Consider the following 17,414-nt stretch of genomic DNA (forward strand, 5'->3'; position numbering starts at 1 on the left):
CCAGTCGCACGAGACCGCGCCTGCGCGCATTGCACAGCGGCGGCGCGCGCGATAACGATCTCCCATGACCACCTGGCGCCCTCATCCCCACATCCGCGTCGTCGCGATCGGCCTGCACTGGCGGGACGAGCGGCTGCTGGCGGCCGAGGTTCGCGACGATGCGGGGCGCATCAAGGGCGTGCGTCCGCTCGGCGGCGAGATCGAGTTCGGCGAGAGCTGGCGGGCCGCGCTGCTGCGGGAATTCAACGAGGAGCTCGGCATCGACGTCACCATCACAAGCGCGCCGCTGATGCTGGAGAACATCTTCGTGCACGAGGGATCGACCGGCCACGAGGTGATGTTCATCGCGGAGGTCGCCTTTCCGGACGGCGCTTTCGCCGGCCGGGACCGCATCGATTTCCGCGAGGACAACGGAGAAGAGATCGTCGCGCGCTGGTTCGACCTTGCCGAGCTCGACGTGGATGGCGGGCCGAGCCTCTATCCAACCGGGCTGAAAGACTTGCTGCTCCGACCAGCGAGACAGTTCGTTTGACGGTCGCTGTCTACCATAACTCCGCGCCCGGGATTTTCTTCCGGACCGCGATGCGCTGGATCCAGATGCAGCGGCGGACGGATCTGTTGGAGCGGCCGACGGCGGATATCCCCTCGCCGGCCTGAAGCAGCGGCGCCACGTTTTCGCGAAGCGTGCGGCAGCGCTGGAGCTCAGCCTGCCAGTCGATGATCGCGGCATCGGCGCGCGATGCCATCAGTACCAGCACCACCATGGCAAGGCAGCTCGTTCGCATCCGCATTCCCTTCATCACGCTCCCCCGTCATTACGCCGGTAGCGGAAGTCGCAATGCGACGCGCCCTGCATGATCGTCTGCGTGCGCGTGAGCTTGATATCTGGACCGAACCCTTCCACGACTGCGAAGTCCGAGGTGCAGACCAGGAGGAAGCCGAGCTCCGGCTCGCCGAGCGCCTTGTAGAACTCGGCATAGGCGCAATGCGTGACGTCGACCGCAAAGGCGTCCGCCGTCTGCTCGATGACGTCATAGGCGAGCGCGTCGTCGCTTCCATAGGTCCTGAAGGCCGACGAGACGGCTTTGCCGAGATCGGGATCGTGCTTGTCTCTGTTCTTCGCCTTCCAGAATTCCTCGCCGAAGCCGCGATAGAGATCGCCAAGCGCCTTGCGGACCAGCGCATTGGCGCGGGCCTCGCCGAGCTCGGCCTGCAATGCCTTGACCAGCGGCACCAGCACCTGGGCCTGGATTTTTGCCTGTTCGATGACGGACACGCTCATGGGCGGCCTCGTGTCTGAAAGGGAGATCGTAGCCCGGATGGAGCGCAAGCGTAATCCGGGAAGACGCCCGTGAGGATACACCCCGGATTGCGCTACGCTTCATCCGGGCTACGGGCGGCTATCGAAAAGTCAGATCATGGCTTGCCCAGCCGAAGCTCGCGGCTGCAAGCCCGCCTGCGCCCTTTGGGCTTCGGCGCGGCATCCTTCTCTCGCTATCGCGAGCGAAGGATGGTGGGCACGACAGGGATCGAACCTGTGACCCCTACCATGTCAAGGTAGTGCTCTCCCGCTGAGCTACGTGCCCTAGAGGTCATTTCATCGGTGGGGTCCCTATAACGGCTCAGGGGACCCGGCGCAAGGACGGAACGGGACCGATTTAGGCCGCCAGCATCTTGTTCACTTCGCTGACCAATTCGCGCAGATGCACGGGCTTGGACAGCACCTTGGCGTTCTTGGGGGCGTCCGAATCCGAGTTCAGGGCCACTGCGGCAAAGCCGGTGATGAACATGATCTTGATGTCGGGGTCGAGTTCCGAGGCCCGGCGGGCGAGCTCGATGCCGTCCATTTCCGGCATCACGATGTCGGTCAGCAGCATCTCGAACGGCTCTTCCCGCAGCCGCTGATAGGCGGCCATGCCGTTGTCATGGGACGAGACCTGAAAACCGGCGTTTTCCAGCGCCTTGACCAGGAAACGGCGCATGTCGTTGTCGTCTTCGGCGAGCAGGATCTTTGGCATGGCAGGAAACGTCGAATCCCCAGAGGATATCAGCAGAGGTTACTAAGCCCGACAGAGGGTAAATTTGGGGTGAAAATCTTTACCATGGGCCGGCTGCGCTGCCGGCTCTTTGTGGACCCGAACGGGCTCCGAATCAATCGAGCCGGACGAGCCGGTCCCCACCCCGATGTCCGCACGGTTAAGACTGGTTCCAACGTCCATCACATCTTTTCGCTTGGCAGAATGGTTGCGATTCCGGACAATGACGACACATAAGAGCCGCTCGAACCGGCCGAATCATTTCGATCCGGAGCCCATGCCGGATCGTGCGGCGCCAAAGGGGGCGAAGCCTGAGTAAGGGACGAAGCCTGAGAAGATGACCCGGTTTGACGGCGAGATGTCGCCAGCGTTCGAGATCTTCGAGCCCGCCGAATGGCGCGCGCCTGTCATCTTCAACTCGCCCCATTCCGGCTCGACCTATCCGGACGAATTTTTGGCGGCCTCGCGGATCGACCTGCCGCAGCTGCGCCGGTCCGAAGATTCCTTCATGGACGAGCTGATCGGCCATTTGAGCGCACGCGGCTTTCCGACCGTGCGGGTCAACTTCCCGCGCTCCTATGTCGACGTCAATCGCGAGCCCTATGAGCTCGACCCCCGCATGTTCAGCGGGCGCCTGCCGAGCTTTGCCAATACCCGCTCGATGCGGGTTGCCGGCGGCCTCGGCACCATTCCGCGCGTGGTCGGCGACGGCCAGGAGATCTATCGCGAGCGCATCCTGGTCGACGATGCGCTGGAGCGGATCGAGACGCTCTACAAGCCCTACCATCGCGCGCTGCGCCGGCTCATCAACAAGGTGCACCAGATGTTCGGCACCGTGGTGCTGGTCGACTGCCATTCGATGCCATCGGTCGGCGTCAGCAGGGACGAGCCGCGGCGGCCCGACGTCGTGATCGGCGACCGCTACGGCACCAGCTGCACGCCGCTGCTGCCCGACAGGGTCGAGGAGACCATGGGCGGGCTCGGCTATTCGATCGGCCGCAACAAGCCCTATGCCGGCGGCTTCATCACCGAGCATTACGGCAACCCCGCGAGCGGCCTGCACGCGGTGCAGCTCGAGCTCAACCGCGCGATCTACATGGACGAGCGGCGGCGCGAACGCGGTCCCCGCTTTGCGCAAGTCGCCACCGACTTCGCGGTGCTCGCCGACGTGCTGGCCACCACGATCCCGTTCGGAGATCTCGGCCCGTTCCAGGCCGCGGCGGAATAGGCGACAGATTTTTCTTCGCGCGCCCGGCGCGCGTATCGAGCGCGAACGCATTTGCGCTTCGCGTCGCTATGCGCATTGAATCGAAAGCAGAGGCCCAAAGAAAAAAGGGCCGCTTCTGATGAAGAAGCGGCCCAAGTCTAGGGAGGAAACGCCCAAGGAGGGCAGCGGTAACGCAGAGCGCTACCGCACCGCAACAATATGCGGCCGCGACGCACAAAGTGCAAGGGCTTTTGCGCCGATTCCCATGCAATATGCACATGGCTCAATTGCTATAAGAGAAACCTAGATTCAGTTTCTTTGATAAGGAAATTCAATGGGTTGATAGTCATTTGCATACGAACAAGGCATATTCGGAACTAAGTTTTCAACTCTGTGATCGATATTTGGCCAGCATATGACTGACCTGGGGCAGCCACGTCCGGCATCCAAAATACCAGGGTGCAAATCAAGACAGCGCTGCACGCCGGAGGCGATTTGAGCTAGGCAGGAGCGAGCTTCACACTGACTTTCGTTTTGAGGAACTCACCGTGACGGTGATCGACTTCTCCGCCTTCATCGGACGGCTCGCCACCGCCTCCGGCGAAACCATCCTGCCGTTCTTCCGCACCTCGCTGTCGATCGACGACAAGAGCAAGACCAAGGATTTCGACCCGGTGACGGAGGCCGACCGCGCCGCCGAGGCGGTGATGCGGCGGCTGATCAAGGCGAGCTTCCCCCAGCACGGCATCGTCGGCGAGGAATTCGGCAATGAGCGCGAGGACGCCGACTATGTCTGGGTGCTCGATCCCATCGACGGCACCAAGTCCTTCATCGGCGGCTTCCCGATCTGGGGCACGCTGATCGCGCTGCTGCACAAAGGCACGCCGGTGTACGGCATGATGCACCAGCCCTTCATCGGCGAGCGCTTCTCCGGCGACAACGGCTCGGCCAATTACAAGGGCCCCTCCGGCGAGCGCCGGCTCCAGGTCCGCCGCTGCGCCTCGCTGTCGGAGGCGACGACCTACACCACCTCGCCGCTGCTCATGAACGAGCGCGACCGCGCCATCTTCGGCCGGATCGAGCAGGGCGCGCGGCTGTCGCGCTATGGCGGCGACTGCTACTCCTATTGCATGCTGGCGGCCGGCCACGTCGATCTCGTGGTCGAGACCGAGCTGAAGCCTTACGATATCGCGGCCCTGATCCCGATCGTGACCGGCGCCGGCGGCGTCGTCACCACCTGGGAAGGCAAGCCGGCCCAGGGCGGCGGCCGCATCGTTGCCGCCGGCGATGCCAGAGTTCACGAAGAAGCACTGAAGCTGCTCAACCAATAACAAACGCGAGCGGGAGGCTTGCATGACCATCTCACGCAGGCTTCTACTCGGATTGTTTCTGCTGCTGCCTTCAGCGGTGGCGGCGCAGAATTTTCCTGCAAAACCGATCAAGCTGATCGTGCCGTTCCCGGCCGGCGGGCCCAACGACATCATCGCGCGGGTGATCGGGCAGCGCATGTCGGAACTATCCGGGCAGCCGGTGCTGATCGACAATCGCGGCGGCCAGGGCGGCGTGCTCGGCACCGACGCGGTCTCGAAGGCCCCGCCCGACGGCTACACCATCGCGATCTCCTCGGCCGGCGCGCTCGCGATCAGCCCGAGCATGGAGCGGGTCGCCTATGACACGCAGGTCGATCTCACGCCGGTGACGCTGGTTGCGACCGTGCCGGAGATGCTGGTGGTCGCCACCAATGTGCCCGCGAAGGACATCGGCGAGCTGATCGCGCTGGCGAAAGCGCAGCCGGGAAAGCTCAACTTCGCCTCCTCCGGCCCCGGCAGCCTGCCGCATCTCGCCGGCGAATTGTTCAAGCTGACGGCCAAGATCGACATCGTGCACGTGCCCTATCGCGGCGCAGCTCCTGCGGTGAACGACCTGCTGGGCCAGCAGGTGCAGATGACCTTCCTCGATCTCCCGGTGCTGCTGCCGCAGGTCAAGGCCGGCGCGCTGAAGCCGATCGCGGTCGGCTCTGCCGAACGTGCACCGACCGCGCCCGATGTGCCGACTCTTTCGGAAGCAGGTTTTCCCGATCTGCGCGTCGAGAACTGGTACGGCATGGTGGCACCGAAGGGCACGCCGAAGGAGATCGTCACCGCGCTGCATGCCCTCGCGACCAAGGCGATGGCGGATCCGGCGGTGAAGGAGAAGCTCGCTGCGCAAGGCGCGACGCTGATCGGCGACGAGCCGGAGCATTTTCGCTCATTCATCGCCGATGAGACCAGGAAGTGGGCGAAGGTGATCAAGGACGCCGGGGTCGAGACGGCGAGGTAACTCTCTTACCCTCCCCTGGAGGGAGGATAAGCGAAGAGCTCACACCGCCTCTGCCCTTAGATGCTCCACCAGCATCTTGGCCGGCCGCGGCAGCGTCTTGAAGCTGCGCGCGCAGATCACGAGCTTGCGGTTGGCCCAGGCGTCGCGCAGGCGGACCATGGCGAGCGGCATCAGCCTGGCGCAGCGGCGGGCGGCGGATATCGGCACCAGCGCGATGCCGACGTCAGCGGCGACCATCTGGCAGATCGCGTCGAAGTCGCGCAGGCGCGCGCGGTAATGCGGGCGCATGCCGAGCCGGGCGGCGTGCTTCGAAATGTGCATCTGGAGCGCAGTGGCGCTGGTGAGCCCGACGAAGTCGCAAGCGCCCGTCTCCTGGAAATCGATCTGGCGGCGGCCGGCGAACGGGCCGCGGCGCGACGTCACCAATGTCAGGTGATCCTCGCTGAACACGAAGCGCTCGATATGGTCGGGCAGCGCGTGCTCGGCGGCGAAACCGAGATCGGCGGCCCCTGCGGTGATCGCGGCCGCGATGTCGGTGCTCTCGCGCTCCTCGATGTCGATGGCGACGTCGCGATGCTCGCGCAGGAAGCCGGCCAGTGCCTTCGGCAGGTGCTCCGACAGGCCGGAGGTGTTGACGAGAAAATGCACGCTGGCGCGCACGCCGCTGGCAAAGCCGGCGAGATCGCCGCGCATGGCGTCGATCTGGTGAAGCACGAGCCTGGCATGATCGAGCAGGCTCTCGCCGGCCGCGGTCAACTCGACGCCGCGGCGCCCGCGCTTGAGCAGCGCGACGCCGAGCGCGTCCTCGAGCCCCTTGATGCGCGCGCTGGCCGAGGCCAGCGCCAGATGCGACCGCTCCGCGCCGCGCGTGATGCTGCGCTGGTCGGCGACCGCGATGAAGAGCTGGAGATCGACGAGATCGAAGCGCATGGCAGATTTCTCCTCAGCCTTCGCCCTATACGAAGGCTGTCTCCGTAACCTTCAGATTGTGCCCGGGCGCGGCTTCGGTCAATGTGCCGGCATGATCGATCCGCTTCTTCTCATCATTATCGCCGCCGTGTTCCTGATCGCCGGATTCGTCAAGGGCGTGGTCGGGCTCGGCCTGCCGACCGTCTCCATGGGCTTGCTCGCGGTGAGCATGGCGCCGAGCCGCGCCATCGCCATCGTGATCGTGCCGGCCATCGTCACCAACATCTGGCAGACCTTCGTCGGCCCGTATTTGCGCGACATTCTCAAACGATTGTGGCCGCTGATGATCGGCACCGTGATCGGCTGCTGGCTCAATGCCGGCGCGCTGACCGGCCCGCATGCGCGCTACGGCACCGTGGTGCTCGGCATCCTGCTGGTGATTTACGCGATCATTGGCCTCAGCAAATTCCAGTTTCGCGTCGCGCCTGGCAACGAGAAATGGGTCGGCGGCGTGGTCGGCGTCATCACCGGCGTGATCTCGGCCTCGACCGGTGTGCAGGTGATCCCGTCGATGCCGTTCATGCAGGCGATCGGCATGGAGAAGGACGAGCTGGTGCAGGCGCTCGGCGTGTTCTTCACCACCGCGACGCTGGCGCTCGCCTTCAACCTCACCGCCGGCGGATTGCTGACGCCGGCCAATGCCGTGCCCGGCGCCGTGGGCCTCGCCATGGCCTTTGCCGGCATGTTCATCGGCCAGTCGGTGCGCGCGCGGATGCCGGCCGAAGCGTTCCGCCGCTGGTTCCTGATCGCGATGATCCTGCTCGGCCTCTATCTCGCCGGCACCGCGCTGGCGAAGGAGTTCGCGTAGGACGAACGTAGGGTGGGTTAGCATCGCGGATTGCGCGCAGCGCAAACCGTGAGGCGTAACCCACCAACTTCGTTCGGCATTCGAGGAGGCACGGTGGGTTACGCCTACGGCTAACCCACCCTACGCAGGGTCACGTCATCCGTTCGAACGAGCTACCGCGTCTCCAGCATGGCGACGCGGATGCCGAGATAGATGAAGAGGCCGCCGAGCGCACGGTTGATCCAGGCGATGGCGCCCTCGGACTGCCGCAGCCGGTTGGCGGCCTTGGCCGCGAACGCGGCGAGCACCAGGCACCACAGCGTCCCCGTAAAGATGAAGATCAGGCCGAGCGTCAGGAAGGCGAGCGGCTTGTGCGGCGCATCGGCTGCGACGAATTGCGGCAGGAACGCCAGGAAGAACAGCGCGACCTTGGGATTGAGCGCGTTGGTGAAGACGCCCTGAAGGAAGACCCGGCGCAGCGAGCTCCGCTCGCCCTGGTCCCGGACCGCCGCCAGCACCGGGCGCGACCACAGCATCTGGAGGCCGGTGACGACCAGATAGGCCGCCCCGACCAGCTTCAGGATCGAGAAGGCGGTCGACGAGGCCATCAGCAGGGCCGAAAGCCCGATCGCCGCGCCCGCGACATGGAAAAAGCAGCCGCAACTGATGCCCAGGGCGGCGGCGGCCCCGCCCCGCCAGCCCATCTGCATGCTGCGGCCGATCACATAGACCGAATCCGGCCCCGGCGTGATGTTGAGCAGTATGCCCGACAGGATGAAGAGCCAGATTTCGTGAATGCCCAGCATGCGTGAGGTACCCAGGTCAGCCTTGAGAAGCCGGCTTATTCGGTTCGCTCCTCCCCGTCCACCACCGGGATTGCGTAGGATTTACCTTGAATTTGCAATGCGATCATACTTCCGCTCGGCCCCATCTGCTTTATAAAGGCAGGGTTCTTGAAATGCGGGATTCGAGGCGACTGCCACGCCGTGGCCGGTCCCCCCTCCCTTGGAGCTCCGAGGATATGGAAAGACGTCTGGCAGCCATCGTCTGCGCCGATGTCGCCGGCTATTCGCGCATGATGGGCAGCGACGAAGCCGGCACCCATGCCGCCTTCAAGGCCCATCGCGCCGCGATTCACCCCATCATCCTCAATCACGGCGGCCGCGTCGTGAAGAACACCGGCGACGGCTTCCTGCTGGAGTTCGCCTCCATCGTCGGCGCCACCGAGGCGGCGGTCGCGATGCAGACGCTGATGGCGGAGCGCAACCATCATCTGCCGGCCGATCGCGCCATGCAGTTCCGGCTCGGCATCCACATGGGCGACGTCATCGCCGACGAGGACGAGGTCTTCGGTGACGATGTCAACATCGCCGTCCGCCTCGAATCCGTGGCGAGCCCCGGCGGCTTCGCCATCTCGGCCAAGGCCTACCGGGAGGCGAGCAAGCATCTCACCGTGCCCCTGACCGATGCCGGCAACCACCGCTTCAAGAACATCAAGGATGCGGTCGGGGTCTTTACCTGGACGCCCGAGGGCGCGCCGGCGCTCGCACCCGAGCTGCGAGAGGCATCCGCCCTCTCGCAGCAGTACCGCACGGCGATCGTCGGCGTGCTGCCCTTCGCCAATCTCAGCGACGCCCAGGACGAATATTTCTCCGACGGCCTCACCGAGGATCTGATCCACGCGCTGTCGCTGCAATCCTTCTATCGTGTGCTGAGCCGCAACTCGACCTTCGCCTTCAAGGGCAAGAATTTGAGCACGCGCCTGATCGCGCGCGAGATCGACGCCACCTATCTGATCCAGGGCTCGGTGCGCCGCGCCGGCGCCAAGATCCGCGTCACCGCCGAGCTGATCGCGCCGGAAACCGGCGAGCAGCTCTGGACCGGGCGCTACGACCGCGACATCGGCGATCTGTTCGCGATGCAGGACGAGATCACCACCAATCTGTCCGCCGCCATCGCCACCGAGATCGTCCGTGCCGAAGCCTCGGCGCCGGCGCGGCTCTCGACCGACGTCACCGCATGGGACCGCTTCCTCAAGGGACTGTCCCATTACTACCGGCAGACCAAGGAAGACCTGGCCACCGCGGTCGACCTGTTCCGGGAAGCCATCAGGCTCGATCCCAAGCTATCGATCGCGCATGCCTATCTCGCCACGATCCAGATCCAGAGTATCCAGTTCGGCTGGGTCAAGGGCACGCGGGAGATGTGGGCCGAGGCGATGCATCTCGCCGAGACCAGCGTCCGGCTCGATCCGCGCTCCTCCTTCGCGTTCTCGATCCTGTCCTGGGCCCACGGCATGGAAGGCCATTACGAGGCCGCGATGGACGCCGCCAAGCGTGCGGTCGCGCTCAACCCCTATGACAACGGCGCGCGCGGGGTACTCGGCATCTGCCATTTCATCATCGGCGAGCATCGCGAGGCGATCGAGCTGTTCTCGATGGCCTCGCAGCGCGACAACAGCGACCCGCGCTATCAATGGGCCGCGCTGAACGCCTTCAGCCATTATCTCCTAAGACAATATGACGCGACCCTGTCGTGGGCCCGCGAGCAGCTCTACATCAACCCGAACCACATGCAGGCGCTGGCGATCCGCGCCGCAGCGCTGGCACAGTTGGGGCGGGACGATGAGGCAAGCGAGGCGACCCATGTGCTCATGGGCAATTACCCGACCCTGAACGTCGACCGTCACCTGCGCAATTTCCACTGGAAGCGGCCCGAAGACCTCGCCCATTATCGCGAGGGTCTGCTGAAGGCCGGCGTGCCGCTCGGCAAGCTGACCCTGGTCCAGAGCGACCTCAAACGCGCCGCCGAGTCCTGACGGCCGCGGTCCCGCCCTTCACGGCAAGCTGCGCGCGCCCGCTGTTGTTGACAGGACAGTGAAATCAGCCACACTTCATTGCACGTTGAAGTAGTATAGTCTGCTGTCGGTTTGTTAGGACTTTCCGCGCTTGATCGGCGCGTCCTTTTTTGCGATTCGCCGTTTTCAGGATTCGGGCCATGCATGACCGCTCTTCGAAGCCGCCCTTCGACCCTTCGATCCAGGTCTCGCCGAACAATCCCTGTCCATTCCTGCGCGGCCTCGTCGGCGAAGGCTTCGTCGATGGCGGGACAGTGCCGCTCCGGACGCTGTCACAAACCATCGCGAATGCAAGCGGCGAGACGGGGCTGAAGAAGACCTCGGCCCGCATCCAGGTCCGCGGCGTCGCGCTGATCGCCAACGGCGCCTGTCACATCCTGCAGAGCATCTTCTGGGGCGCGCAGCTCAATGGCTTGCGCGGCGGCCCGCTCGACAAGCTCGGTGCCGGCTCGCGCATCCTCGGCGTCGACGGGTGTGTCAACGAGGAGGAGATCGCGCGGCTCGCCGGTTTCGGCAGCACCTATGCCGATCCCGATGGCGGCACAGAGACCGGGCTCAACGCCTCGCAAATCCAGACCTTCATGAAGGACAACCTCAAGCGCGCCGGCAAGCAAGCGCGCTGGTACTACCCGATCCTGATGAAGTTCGAATGGCCGATCCTGCTCAAGATCATGGGCAAGGGCCAGGGTGACGACCGCTATCTCAGCGTGGCCGAGGTGAGGACATTGTTCAACGAGCGCAAATTCCCTGACAGGATCACCCAGCGGGTCGTCAGCCAGCCGGTCACTCCGCCCTCGCTGATCTTGCGCGCTGCCGGCGGACTGGTCGCCGCGCTTCTCGTCTTCGGCATCGTGGCGCTGCGCTTTCCCGATCAATTCCAGCCAATGCTGCCCGGCATCCTCGGGGACCTCGTAGCGCCGCCATTGCCCACGCAAGTCGAACCGCGAGCCGCGTACTGGCTCGAGCAGAACTGGGCGCTGGAGGACCGGCACTGGTTTCATCACGCCAGCCAGGGCACCGCGACCTTCCCTGTGCCCTATAGCTGGTTTATGGCGCTCGAGCAGCCGCGGCTTCATTTCTTCGCCAAGCCCGGGATGCTGCACGACAGCGACCATCTGCAGCGCTTCGGCTTCATCCCGAGCCCGCAGACGATCAACACCGACGACGCCACACTGCGCCGGTTCGGCTATGCCAACGTCTACGACAAGACGAAGCCGGTGCCGGCGCGACTCTGGGATCCGCCGGTGAACTGGGGCGCCCAGGCCGAAAACGTCGACGGCCTGCCCGTCGGCTTTGCGCGCATGACCGGCGTCGCCGATCCCGCAACCGGCCAGCTCGGCGAGGACCGGATCGGCCTGACCTGCGCCGCCTGCCACACCGGCCAGATCCATTACAAAGGCATCGACATCCGTTTCGACGGCGGTCCGGCGATGACCGATTTGAGGAAGCTCGAGGTCACGACCGGCCTGTCGATCGCCTACACGCTCTACGTCCCGGGTCGCTTCACGCGCTTCGCCGACCGTGTGCTCGGCTCCTCCGCCAGCGATGCGGACCGCGATGCGCTGAAGCAGAAGCTGAGCGCGATCGGCACGTTCCTGGTCGACTGGGAGAAGACCTACGCGAAAACCATCGCCGGCAAGACGAGGCTCAATCCGAAGACAAAGCGGGAAGAGCCGCAAGAGAATACCGAGGAAGGATACGGCCGTCTCGACGCGCTCAACCGCATCGGCAATCAGGTCTTCGCCCAGGACATGACGCTCAGCGGCCTCAGCGGCTTCGAAAAGAACCTGCATGCCCAGGACGCGCCGGTCAGCTTCCCGCCGATCTGGACCGTACCCTGGCTCAAATACGCGCAATATGATGCGTCCATCGAACAACCGCTGATCCGCAACGCCGGCGAAGCGCTGGGCGTGACCGCGCTGCTCAACCTGTCCGACAACACCCCCAAGGACAGGCTGTTCAGCTCGTCGATGGACGTCAAGAATCTGAACTGGATCGAGGACCTGCTGAAGGGCTCGCCGCCCTATCCGAAGAAGCAACTCTCCGGACTGACATCGCCGAAATGGCCGTCGGACATCTTCGGCGATGCTGCCTGGAAGATCGATGACGAGCGCGTCAAACGCGGCCGCAGGCTCTATGCGGAGATCTGCGTCGAATGCCATCTCGGTCCGGTCAACGATCGCAAGTTCGACGACGAATTTCCGGCCCAGAGCATCTGGTCATCGCCCCGCTGGGAGACCATCGGCAACGACAAATTCCTGAACGAGGTCCAGAAGAGCGTCAAAGGCATGGGGACCGACCCCGCCCAGGCCGGCGTGCTGGCGACGCGGACGGTTCAGGTACCGGGCTTCCTCCAGCTCAACCCCACGCAGAACCTCAATGCCTGGTGGAACTGCAATCTGCCGGATATTTCTTCGACCGACATGCCGTACTCGCTTGGCCTGATGGTGCTCGTTGACATCGTCGCCCGCAAGGCGATGGACGATGCGAAGATCGACCCGAAGATTCAGGATGCCTGGTGGGGCAAGCGCAAGAACTGCCCGAATCCCGGTCCGCAGCCGGCCGAGAAGAACGAGCCGGGGCCCTGGTATCGCGCGCGCCCGCTCAACGGCGTCTGGGCCACAGCGCCCTACCTGCACAATGGATCGGTCCCCTCGCTGTACTGGATGCTGAGCCCCGCGGCCGAGCGGCCGAAATCGTTCTGCATGGGTGGTGGCCGCGACTACGATCCGAAACAGGTCGGCTTCGCGGTCTCCGACGGCGAGAGCTGCAAGACCGGGCAGTCGCGCTTCTCGACGCGGGCGTCTGATGGCACCGACATGTATGGCAACAGCAATGCCGGCCACTCGTTCGACGGCACGCCGGGGCCCGGCAAGGACGGCACCATCGGCCGCGTGCTCAAAGAGCAGGAGCGCTACGACCTGATCGAGTATCTGAAGACGCTGTAGCGCGCTGGTTCTTACGCGCCCGGCTCCTCATCCTGAGGAGCCCGCTGAAAGCGGGCGTCTCGAAGGATGGCCGCGGGCGAGATCCGGGCCTTCATGGTTCGAGACGCGCGTTCCGCGCTCCTCACCATGAGGGGCTTGCGACGAAGCGGGGCGAGGGAGCGCACCGTCGTCCCGCCTCACTTGAATAGCGGCGTGCCCGGCACGAAGGCGTCGAAGGCGGCCCAGAACTGGGAGCGGTAGCGATCCTGCTCCTGGAGGATCTCGTGCTTGGCCCCTGCGATCACGAGATGCGAGCCGGCGCGCAGATGGTAGGCGAACTCCTCGATCGCCGCGGTCGAGACCACGGTGTCGTTGGAGGCCGCCAGCATCAGGATCGGCTGGCGGATCTCGGAGGGGTAGTTCATGCCCTTGAAGGTGTTCATCGCGCGGAACGCGGTGTCGGCCCAGGCGACCGTCGGTGACGCCAGTCCCAGCGTCGGATCCTCCTCCAGGATCGCGGCATTGCGCGCATAGCGGACGGGATCGCTGGTCAGCGGATTGTTGATGAAGGGATTGAGCCCGGTGATGTGATCGCTGCCGCCGGGGACATAGCGGCCGCCCATGCCCATCAGGCGCATCGTCTTCAGCAGCGTCCGCGCCGGCAACGAGGTGGCGCGGCCAGGCAGGTCGATCATCGGCGCCGACAGCACCATGCGGTCGAACCAGCGCTTGCCCGCATGCGCGACCCGCAGCATCACCGTGCCGCCCATGGAGTGGGCAAGCGCGAAGAAGGGCGGCGGGCAGTCCGGCAGCACCACCTGCTGCACGAAGGTCTCGACGTCGATCTCGAAATCGGAGAAGTCGCGCACATAGCCCTTGCGCGGATCGCGCAGGCGCCGCGAGGAATGGCCCTGCCCGCGCCAGTCGATCATCGCCACCGCAAAGCCGCGATCGCGCAAATCGCGCACGGTCTCGAAATATTTCTCGATCTGCTCGCTGCGGCCGGTGAAGACGCAGACCGTGCCCTTGCGGCCCGCCGGCGGCGCCCAGCGCGCAAAGCGCAGCTCGGCGCCGTCGGGGGTCTTGATGGTGCCGCTGACGACGTTTTCGGGAACGGGGTTGGACGGTATCGAGAGCAGCGTCATGATTGGGAGGGCTGGGCGCGAAGTGCTGCAAATCAAGGGGCGGGAGCGCCGAAAAGGCGCTGTTGCCGCCCTCTTGAACGCCGTCTCACCCCACCCATATCACCTTCGTGCAGGCCGCTACCAGTGTTTCGGAACCGGAACATCAGGCTGCACACAGACTAAAGCCCGGCCCGATGGCGGGCGGGTTACCCAACAGTCGCTCAATGGAGGACTTGACCATGCGTACCTACGATCTCACCCCCTTCTATCGTTCCACCGTCGGCTTCGACCGTCTGTTCAACCTGCTCGACCAGGCCAGCTCTGACGGCAGCCCCGGCTATCCCCCCTACAACATCGAGCGCACCGGCGATAACGCCTACCGCATCACCGTCGCGGTCTCGGGCTTCGCCAAGGATGAGCTCTCCATCGTCGCGAAGGAAAACACGCTGACGATCAAGGGCGAGAAGGTCGCCAACGAGAACTCGAAATCCGAAGTGCTCTATCGCGGCATCGCCGCGCGTGCCTTCGAGCGCGCCTTCCAGCTTGCCGACTTCGTGCAGGTGAAGGACGCCTCGCTCGAGAACGGCCTGCTTCACGTCGATCTCGTCCGCGAAATTCCCGAAGCCAAGAAGCCGCGCCAGATCGCGATCAACACCAGCGCTCCGAAGGCGCAGGTGATCGAGAGCTCGGTCGCCGCCTAAGCACGGCACGCCACTTCCAGGTTTGAGAAAACGCCCCGGTGCCCCGGGGCGTTTTTTTATTTGTCCAGCTGTGCTCGTGAAACGCCGCGAGTAGCCCCGCGGCTACTCCTCCGTCGATATATTTCCTACCGACCAGCTGTCTTGTCAGTGCCGCAGAATCCAGCGGCAGTTTTCGGTTGAAATGGAAATACAGGTTGGACCTGTCATTCTACGTTACCCCGCACACTGCGTAAGTTCGCCCACGCGTCCCGCACATGCCCGACCAAGACGCTTCTCACAGGTAAGTGACTGAGCGTAACGCCGCTGCCCCGCGCTCCGTCCTTTGGACATCGAACACAAAACGAGACGGAGAACGATCATGTCACTTTGGCGCAGCCTTTTCGTCGCCGCGAGCCTGCTGGCGGCCCCCCTCAGCCTTGCTCACGCGCAGACACCGCAGGCCGTGAAGGCGAAGAACGTCGTGCTGGTGCACGGCGCCTGGGCCGACGGCTCGAGCTGGTCGGAAGTGATCCCGATCCTCCAGGCGGCAGGCCTGCATGTCACCGCCGTGCAGAATCCGCTGTCGTCGCTCGCCGACTCCGTCGAAGCCACCAAGCGTGCGCTGGCCGAGCAGGATGGACCGACCGTGCTGGTCGCGCATTCCTGGGGCGGCACGGTGATCAGTCAGGTCGGCACCGACCCGAAGGTCACCGGCCTCGTTTACGTCGCCGCACGTGCGCCCGATGCCGACGAGGATTTCGTCGCGCTGTCGAAGCAGTTTCCGACCGGCCCCGTGCGCGCCGGCATCGTCGAGCGCGACGGCTACACCAAGCTGTCGGAGGAGTCCTTCCTGAAGTATTTCGCCAATGGCGTGAAGCCGGAGCAGGCCAAGGAGCTCTACGCGGTGCAGTGGCCGACGGCGGCCTCGATCTTCGCCGGCCGCACCACGGAAGCGGCATGGCATAGCAAGCCGAGCTGGTACGCGGTGTCGAAGAACGACTACACCATCAACCCCGATCTCGAACGCTTCCTCGCCAAGCGCATGAACGCCACCACGATCGAGCTCGATGCCGGCCACCTCTCGCTGGTGTCGCATCCGAAGGAGGTGGCGAATCTGATCCTGGAGGCTGCGGGATATCCGCGGAGCTGAGGATGGTTGCGTGAATGCAAAAGGCGCCTGAGTTGCTCGGGCGCCTTTTGTTTTGCTCCAATGTCGTCCTGGCGAAAGCCAGGACCCATTACCCCAGGGAGTGGTTTAGCGAAGACTCGGAGTTCGGTACTCGCACCCGACCCACTCGATAGACCTCGCGGTATGGGTCCTGGCTTTCGCCAGGACGACACCGTTGGTGTGGTCGCGTGATCGCGTCAAATGGCGAACGCACCGAAACGCTAATCCAGCCCCTGCGCGGCCGGCATCTCCTGCGTCGGCTGGATCGTCGGAGCAGGCTTTGCCTCGCCGACAGCTGGCGCCGGGGCCTGCGGCGCGGCCTCGGCGGGCTTTGCCTGCACGGCGGCGGTCTGCTGCGGAGCTTGTGCCTGTGCAGGCTGCGCCCGGGCCTGCGGCGCCGGCTCGGCCGGCTTCACCGACGCGACCGGCGCCTCACCGCGCGGCGGGGCCGCCTTGGGCAGCGGCACGGTGCGCTTGGCAACATGCGGGATTGGAGCGGGCGGGCGCGGCGGGCCGCTGCGGATCATGGTGGGCGGCGGCAGCGCGCTTTGCGGGCCGTAAGAGCCGACCGCGCGCTCCTCATAGGGCGGCGCCATGCCGTAGGCATCGGCCGCCGGCATGAAGCGGATGATCCGGCCGTCGCGGGCATCGATCACCAGCCGGCCGTCGTCGCCGCGGCGGTCGATCACGGCGATGGTATAGACGCTGCCGCGCAGCCGCGGGATGCCGAGCGGCGAGAAGCCGTTGTCGCGCAACACCGCGTAAACCTCGGTCGACGGCAGCAATGCCGGGGCCGGGCCACGCTCTTCGTAGCCATAACCGTAACCGTAGCGCGGCGGCGGGGGCGGTGCGGCTTCCGGCGGCGCATAGGGCCCGTCGAAATCCGAGACCGCGATCATGGCCCCTCCCGCAATACCGTTCGCGGGAACTTGCGCTTGAGCCGTGCTAGCGGCCAGTGCCAGCGCGGCGGCGGCGACACATCCTGTGAAAAACTTCATGGTCGAGACGCTCCTGTCAGGCCCCGAACGGAGTGCGCTCTTTCGCTTCTTGCGGCGTGACGCGCCGTCCGAATGGCCGATCCGAAGCTTTATCGGGGATTTCGGCGTCCACAGGGCCGGATCAGGGCGCGTTTGCTTCAAAACCGGGGCTGCGCAACTTTCGGAAAGCGATTGATTGACATATCGGGAATCGGGACTTCCACGCGCTTGTGTGCTAGACAAAAATTTGGCACAGTGATGGTTAGGACAGGAAAGCTGTCTCAATTTTGCTTGCGGTTCCGGCATAGGGATTGCAACGAAAGTCGGTGCTTCCGAGCGCCAAGAAGGCAACAGGCAAAGCCG

At 64.8% G+C, this 17,414-nt stretch carries 16 protein-coding genes and 1 tRNA gene; 9 read left to right on the forward strand and 8 right to left on the reverse strand.

Features of this window, described 5'->3' with window-relative positions; translation table 11 throughout:
• Window positions 1–64: 64 nt before the first annotated feature.
• Complete coding sequence (locus tag JQ603_RS20470) at window positions 65–532, forward strand: NUDIX hydrolase (RefSeq protein WP_212342051.1); 468 nt, start codon at window positions 65–67, stop codon at window positions 530–532.
• A gap of 10 nt (window positions 533–542) precedes the next feature.
• On the opposite strand, the gene JQ603_RS20475 is transcribed toward JQ603_RS20470, so the two are convergent.
• The 4 genes from JQ603_RS20475 to cpdR all read right to left on the reverse strand — a co-directional run bounded on the left by JQ603_RS20475 (window position 543) and on the right by cpdR (window position 2,018).
• On the reverse strand, window positions 543–785 hold the full coding sequence (locus JQ603_RS20475) for a hypothetical protein (RefSeq protein WP_245003737.1): 243 nt from the start codon (window positions 783–785) through the stop codon (window positions 543–545).
• Between the two features lie 14 nt (window positions 786–799).
• Complete coding sequence (locus tag JQ603_RS20480; RefSeq protein WP_212342053.1) at window positions 800–1,282, reverse strand: L-2-amino-thiazoline-4-carboxylic acid hydrolase; 483 nt, start codon at window positions 1,280–1,282, stop codon at window positions 800–802.
• Window positions 1,283–1,511: 229 nt separating this feature from the next.
• A tRNA-Val gene (locus JQ603_RS20485) sits at window positions 1,512–1,586 on the reverse strand.
• A 72-nt stretch (window positions 1,587–1,658) separates the two neighbouring features.
• On the reverse strand, window positions 1,659–2,018 hold the full coding sequence (gene cpdR, locus JQ603_RS20490) for a cell cycle two-component system response regulator CpdR (RefSeq protein ID WP_007597092.1): 360 nt from the start codon (window positions 2,016–2,018) through the stop codon (window positions 1,659–1,661).
• A 355-nt stretch (window positions 2,019–2,373) separates the two neighbouring features.
• On the opposite strand from cpdR, the gene JQ603_RS20495 reads away from it, so the two are divergent.
• From JQ603_RS20495 to JQ603_RS20505, 3 genes are all read left to right on the forward strand, one after another.
• On the forward strand, window positions 2,374–3,264 hold the full coding sequence (locus JQ603_RS20495; RefSeq protein WP_212342055.1) for an N-formylglutamate amidohydrolase: 891 nt from the start codon (window positions 2,374–2,376) through the stop codon (window positions 3,262–3,264).
• Window positions 3,265–3,791: 527 nt separating this feature from the next.
• The gene (gene hisN / locus JQ603_RS20500; protein ID WP_212342058.1) at window positions 3,792–4,574 is read left to right on the forward strand and encodes a histidinol-phosphatase; all 783 of its coding nucleotides are present in this window, start codon (window positions 3,792–3,794) and stop codon (window positions 4,572–4,574) included.
• A gap of 22 nt (window positions 4,575–4,596) precedes the next feature.
• Window positions 4,597–5,562: a Bug family tripartite tricarboxylate transporter substrate binding protein gene (locus JQ603_RS20505; protein ID WP_212342060.1), complete on the forward strand. Its 966-nt coding sequence runs from the start codon at window positions 4,597–4,599 to the stop codon at window positions 5,560–5,562.
• Between the two features lie 39 nt (window positions 5,563–5,601).
• Here JQ603_RS20505 and JQ603_RS20510 read toward each other — a convergent pair whose 3' ends face one another.
• Window positions 5,602–6,492: a LysR substrate-binding domain-containing protein gene (locus JQ603_RS20510; RefSeq protein ID WP_212342062.1), complete on the reverse strand. Its 891-nt coding sequence runs from the start codon at window positions 6,490–6,492 to the stop codon at window positions 5,602–5,604.
• Window positions 6,493–6,583: 91 nt separating this feature from the next.
• Between JQ603_RS20510 and JQ603_RS20515 the strand changes: the two genes are divergently transcribed.
• Window positions 6,584–7,339, forward strand: a complete 756-nt coding sequence (locus JQ603_RS20515; protein WP_212342063.1) for a sulfite exporter TauE/SafE family protein — start codon at window positions 6,584–6,586, stop codon at window positions 7,337–7,339.
• A 152-nt stretch (window positions 7,340–7,491) separates the two neighbouring features.
• Here JQ603_RS20515 and JQ603_RS20520 read toward each other — a convergent pair whose 3' ends face one another.
• The gene (locus JQ603_RS20520) at window positions 7,492–8,124 is read right to left on the reverse strand and encodes a LysE family translocator (protein ID WP_212342064.1); all 633 of its coding nucleotides are present in this window, start codon (window positions 8,122–8,124) and stop codon (window positions 7,492–7,494) included.
• A gap of 215 nt (window positions 8,125–8,339) precedes the next feature.
• Between JQ603_RS20520 and JQ603_RS20525 the strand changes: the two genes are divergently transcribed.
• Both JQ603_RS20525 and JQ603_RS20530 read left to right on the forward strand, forming a co-directional pair.
• On the forward strand, window positions 8,340–10,136 hold the full coding sequence (locus JQ603_RS20525; protein WP_212342065.1) for an adenylate/guanylate cyclase domain-containing protein: 1,797 nt from the start codon (window positions 8,340–8,342) through the stop codon (window positions 10,134–10,136).
• 179 nt (window positions 10,137–10,315) lie between these two features.
• Complete coding sequence (locus tag JQ603_RS20530) at window positions 10,316–13,123, forward strand: di-heme-cytochrome C peroxidase (RefSeq protein WP_212342066.1); 2,808 nt, start codon at window positions 10,316–10,318, stop codon at window positions 13,121–13,123.
• A 176-nt stretch (window positions 13,124–13,299) separates the two neighbouring features.
• Here JQ603_RS20530 and JQ603_RS20535 read toward each other — a convergent pair whose 3' ends face one another.
• Window positions 13,300–14,247, reverse strand: a complete 948-nt coding sequence (locus JQ603_RS20535; RefSeq protein WP_212342067.1) for an alpha/beta fold hydrolase — start codon at window positions 14,245–14,247, stop codon at window positions 13,300–13,302.
• A 218-nt stretch (window positions 14,248–14,465) separates the two neighbouring features.
• Between JQ603_RS20535 and JQ603_RS20540 the strand changes: the two genes are divergently transcribed.
• Window positions 14,466–14,927 (forward strand): Hsp20 family protein, encoded by a 462-nt coding sequence (locus JQ603_RS20540; protein WP_212342068.1) that lies wholly within the window; start codon window positions 14,466–14,468, stop codon window positions 14,925–14,927.
• A gap of 358 nt (window positions 14,928–15,285) precedes the next feature.
• Window positions 15,286–16,056 (forward strand): alpha/beta fold hydrolase, encoded by a 771-nt coding sequence (locus tag JQ603_RS20545; RefSeq protein WP_212342069.1) that lies wholly within the window; start codon window positions 15,286–15,288, stop codon window positions 16,054–16,056.
• 239 nt (window positions 16,057–16,295) lie between these two features.
• Here JQ603_RS20545 and JQ603_RS20550 read toward each other — a convergent pair whose 3' ends face one another.
• Window positions 16,296–17,072: a hypothetical protein gene (locus tag JQ603_RS20550; RefSeq protein ID WP_212342070.1), complete on the reverse strand. Its 777-nt coding sequence runs from the start codon at window positions 17,070–17,072 to the stop codon at window positions 16,296–16,298.
• Window positions 17,073–17,414 lie beyond the last annotated feature (342 nt).

Origin of the sequence: Bradyrhizobium liaoningense (assembly GCF_018130825.1) — a bacterium.
Classification (GTDB): domain Bacteria; phylum Pseudomonadota; class Alphaproteobacteria; order Rhizobiales; family Xanthobacteraceae; genus Bradyrhizobium; species Bradyrhizobium liaoningense_B.

What these genes read in the sequence shown, in the direction of transcription:
- JQ603_RS20470 (WP_212342051.1), top strand. Translation starts at nt 65, where the DNA reads ATGACCACCTGGCGCCCTCATCCCCACATCCGCGTCGTCGCGATCGGC.
- JQ603_RS20475 (WP_245003737.1), bottom strand. Translation starts at nt 785, where the DNA reads ATGCGAACGAGCTGCCTTGCCATGGTGGTGCTGGTACTGATGGCATCG.
- JQ603_RS20480 (WP_212342053.1), bottom strand. Translation starts at nt 1,282, where the DNA reads ATGAGCGTGTCCGTCATCGAACAGGCAAAAATCCAGGCCCAGGTGCTG.
- cpdR (WP_007597092.1), bottom strand. Translation starts at nt 2,018, where the DNA reads ATGCCAAAGATCCTGCTCGCCGAAGACGACAACGACATGCGCCGTTTC.
- JQ603_RS20495 (WP_212342055.1), top strand. Translation starts at nt 2,374, where the DNA reads ATGACCCGGTTTGACGGCGAGATGTCGCCAGCGTTCGAGATCTTCGAG.
- JQ603_RS20505 (WP_212342060.1), top strand. Translation starts at nt 4,597, where the DNA reads ATGACCATCTCACGCAGGCTTCTACTCGGATTGTTTCTGCTGCTGCCT.
- JQ603_RS20510 (WP_212342062.1), bottom strand. Translation starts at nt 6,492, where the DNA reads ATGCGCTTCGATCTCGTCGATCTCCAGCTCTTCATCGCGGTCGCCGAC.
- JQ603_RS20515 (WP_212342063.1), top strand. Translation starts at nt 6,584, where the DNA reads ATGATCGATCCGCTTCTTCTCATCATTATCGCCGCCGTGTTCCTGATC.
- JQ603_RS20520 (WP_212342064.1), bottom strand. Translation starts at nt 8,124, where the DNA reads ATGCTGGGCATTCACGAAATCTGGCTCTTCATCCTGTCGGGCATACTG.
- JQ603_RS20525 (WP_212342065.1), top strand. Translation starts at nt 8,340, where the DNA reads ATGGAAAGACGTCTGGCAGCCATCGTCTGCGCCGATGTCGCCGGCTAT.
- JQ603_RS20530 (WP_212342066.1), top strand. Translation starts at nt 10,316, where the DNA reads ATGCATGACCGCTCTTCGAAGCCGCCCTTCGACCCTTCGATCCAGGTC.
- JQ603_RS20535 (WP_212342067.1), bottom strand. Translation starts at nt 14,247, where the DNA reads ATGACGCTGCTCTCGATACCGTCCAACCCCGTTCCCGAAAACGTCGTC.
- JQ603_RS20540 (WP_212342068.1), top strand. Translation starts at nt 14,466, where the DNA reads ATGCGTACCTACGATCTCACCCCCTTCTATCGTTCCACCGTCGGCTTC.
- JQ603_RS20545 (WP_212342069.1), top strand. Translation starts at nt 15,286, where the DNA reads ATGTCACTTTGGCGCAGCCTTTTCGTCGCCGCGAGCCTGCTGGCGGCC.
- JQ603_RS20550 (WP_212342070.1), bottom strand. Translation starts at nt 17,072, where the DNA reads ATGAAGTTTTTCACAGGATGTGTCGCCGCCGCCGCGCTGGCACTGGCC.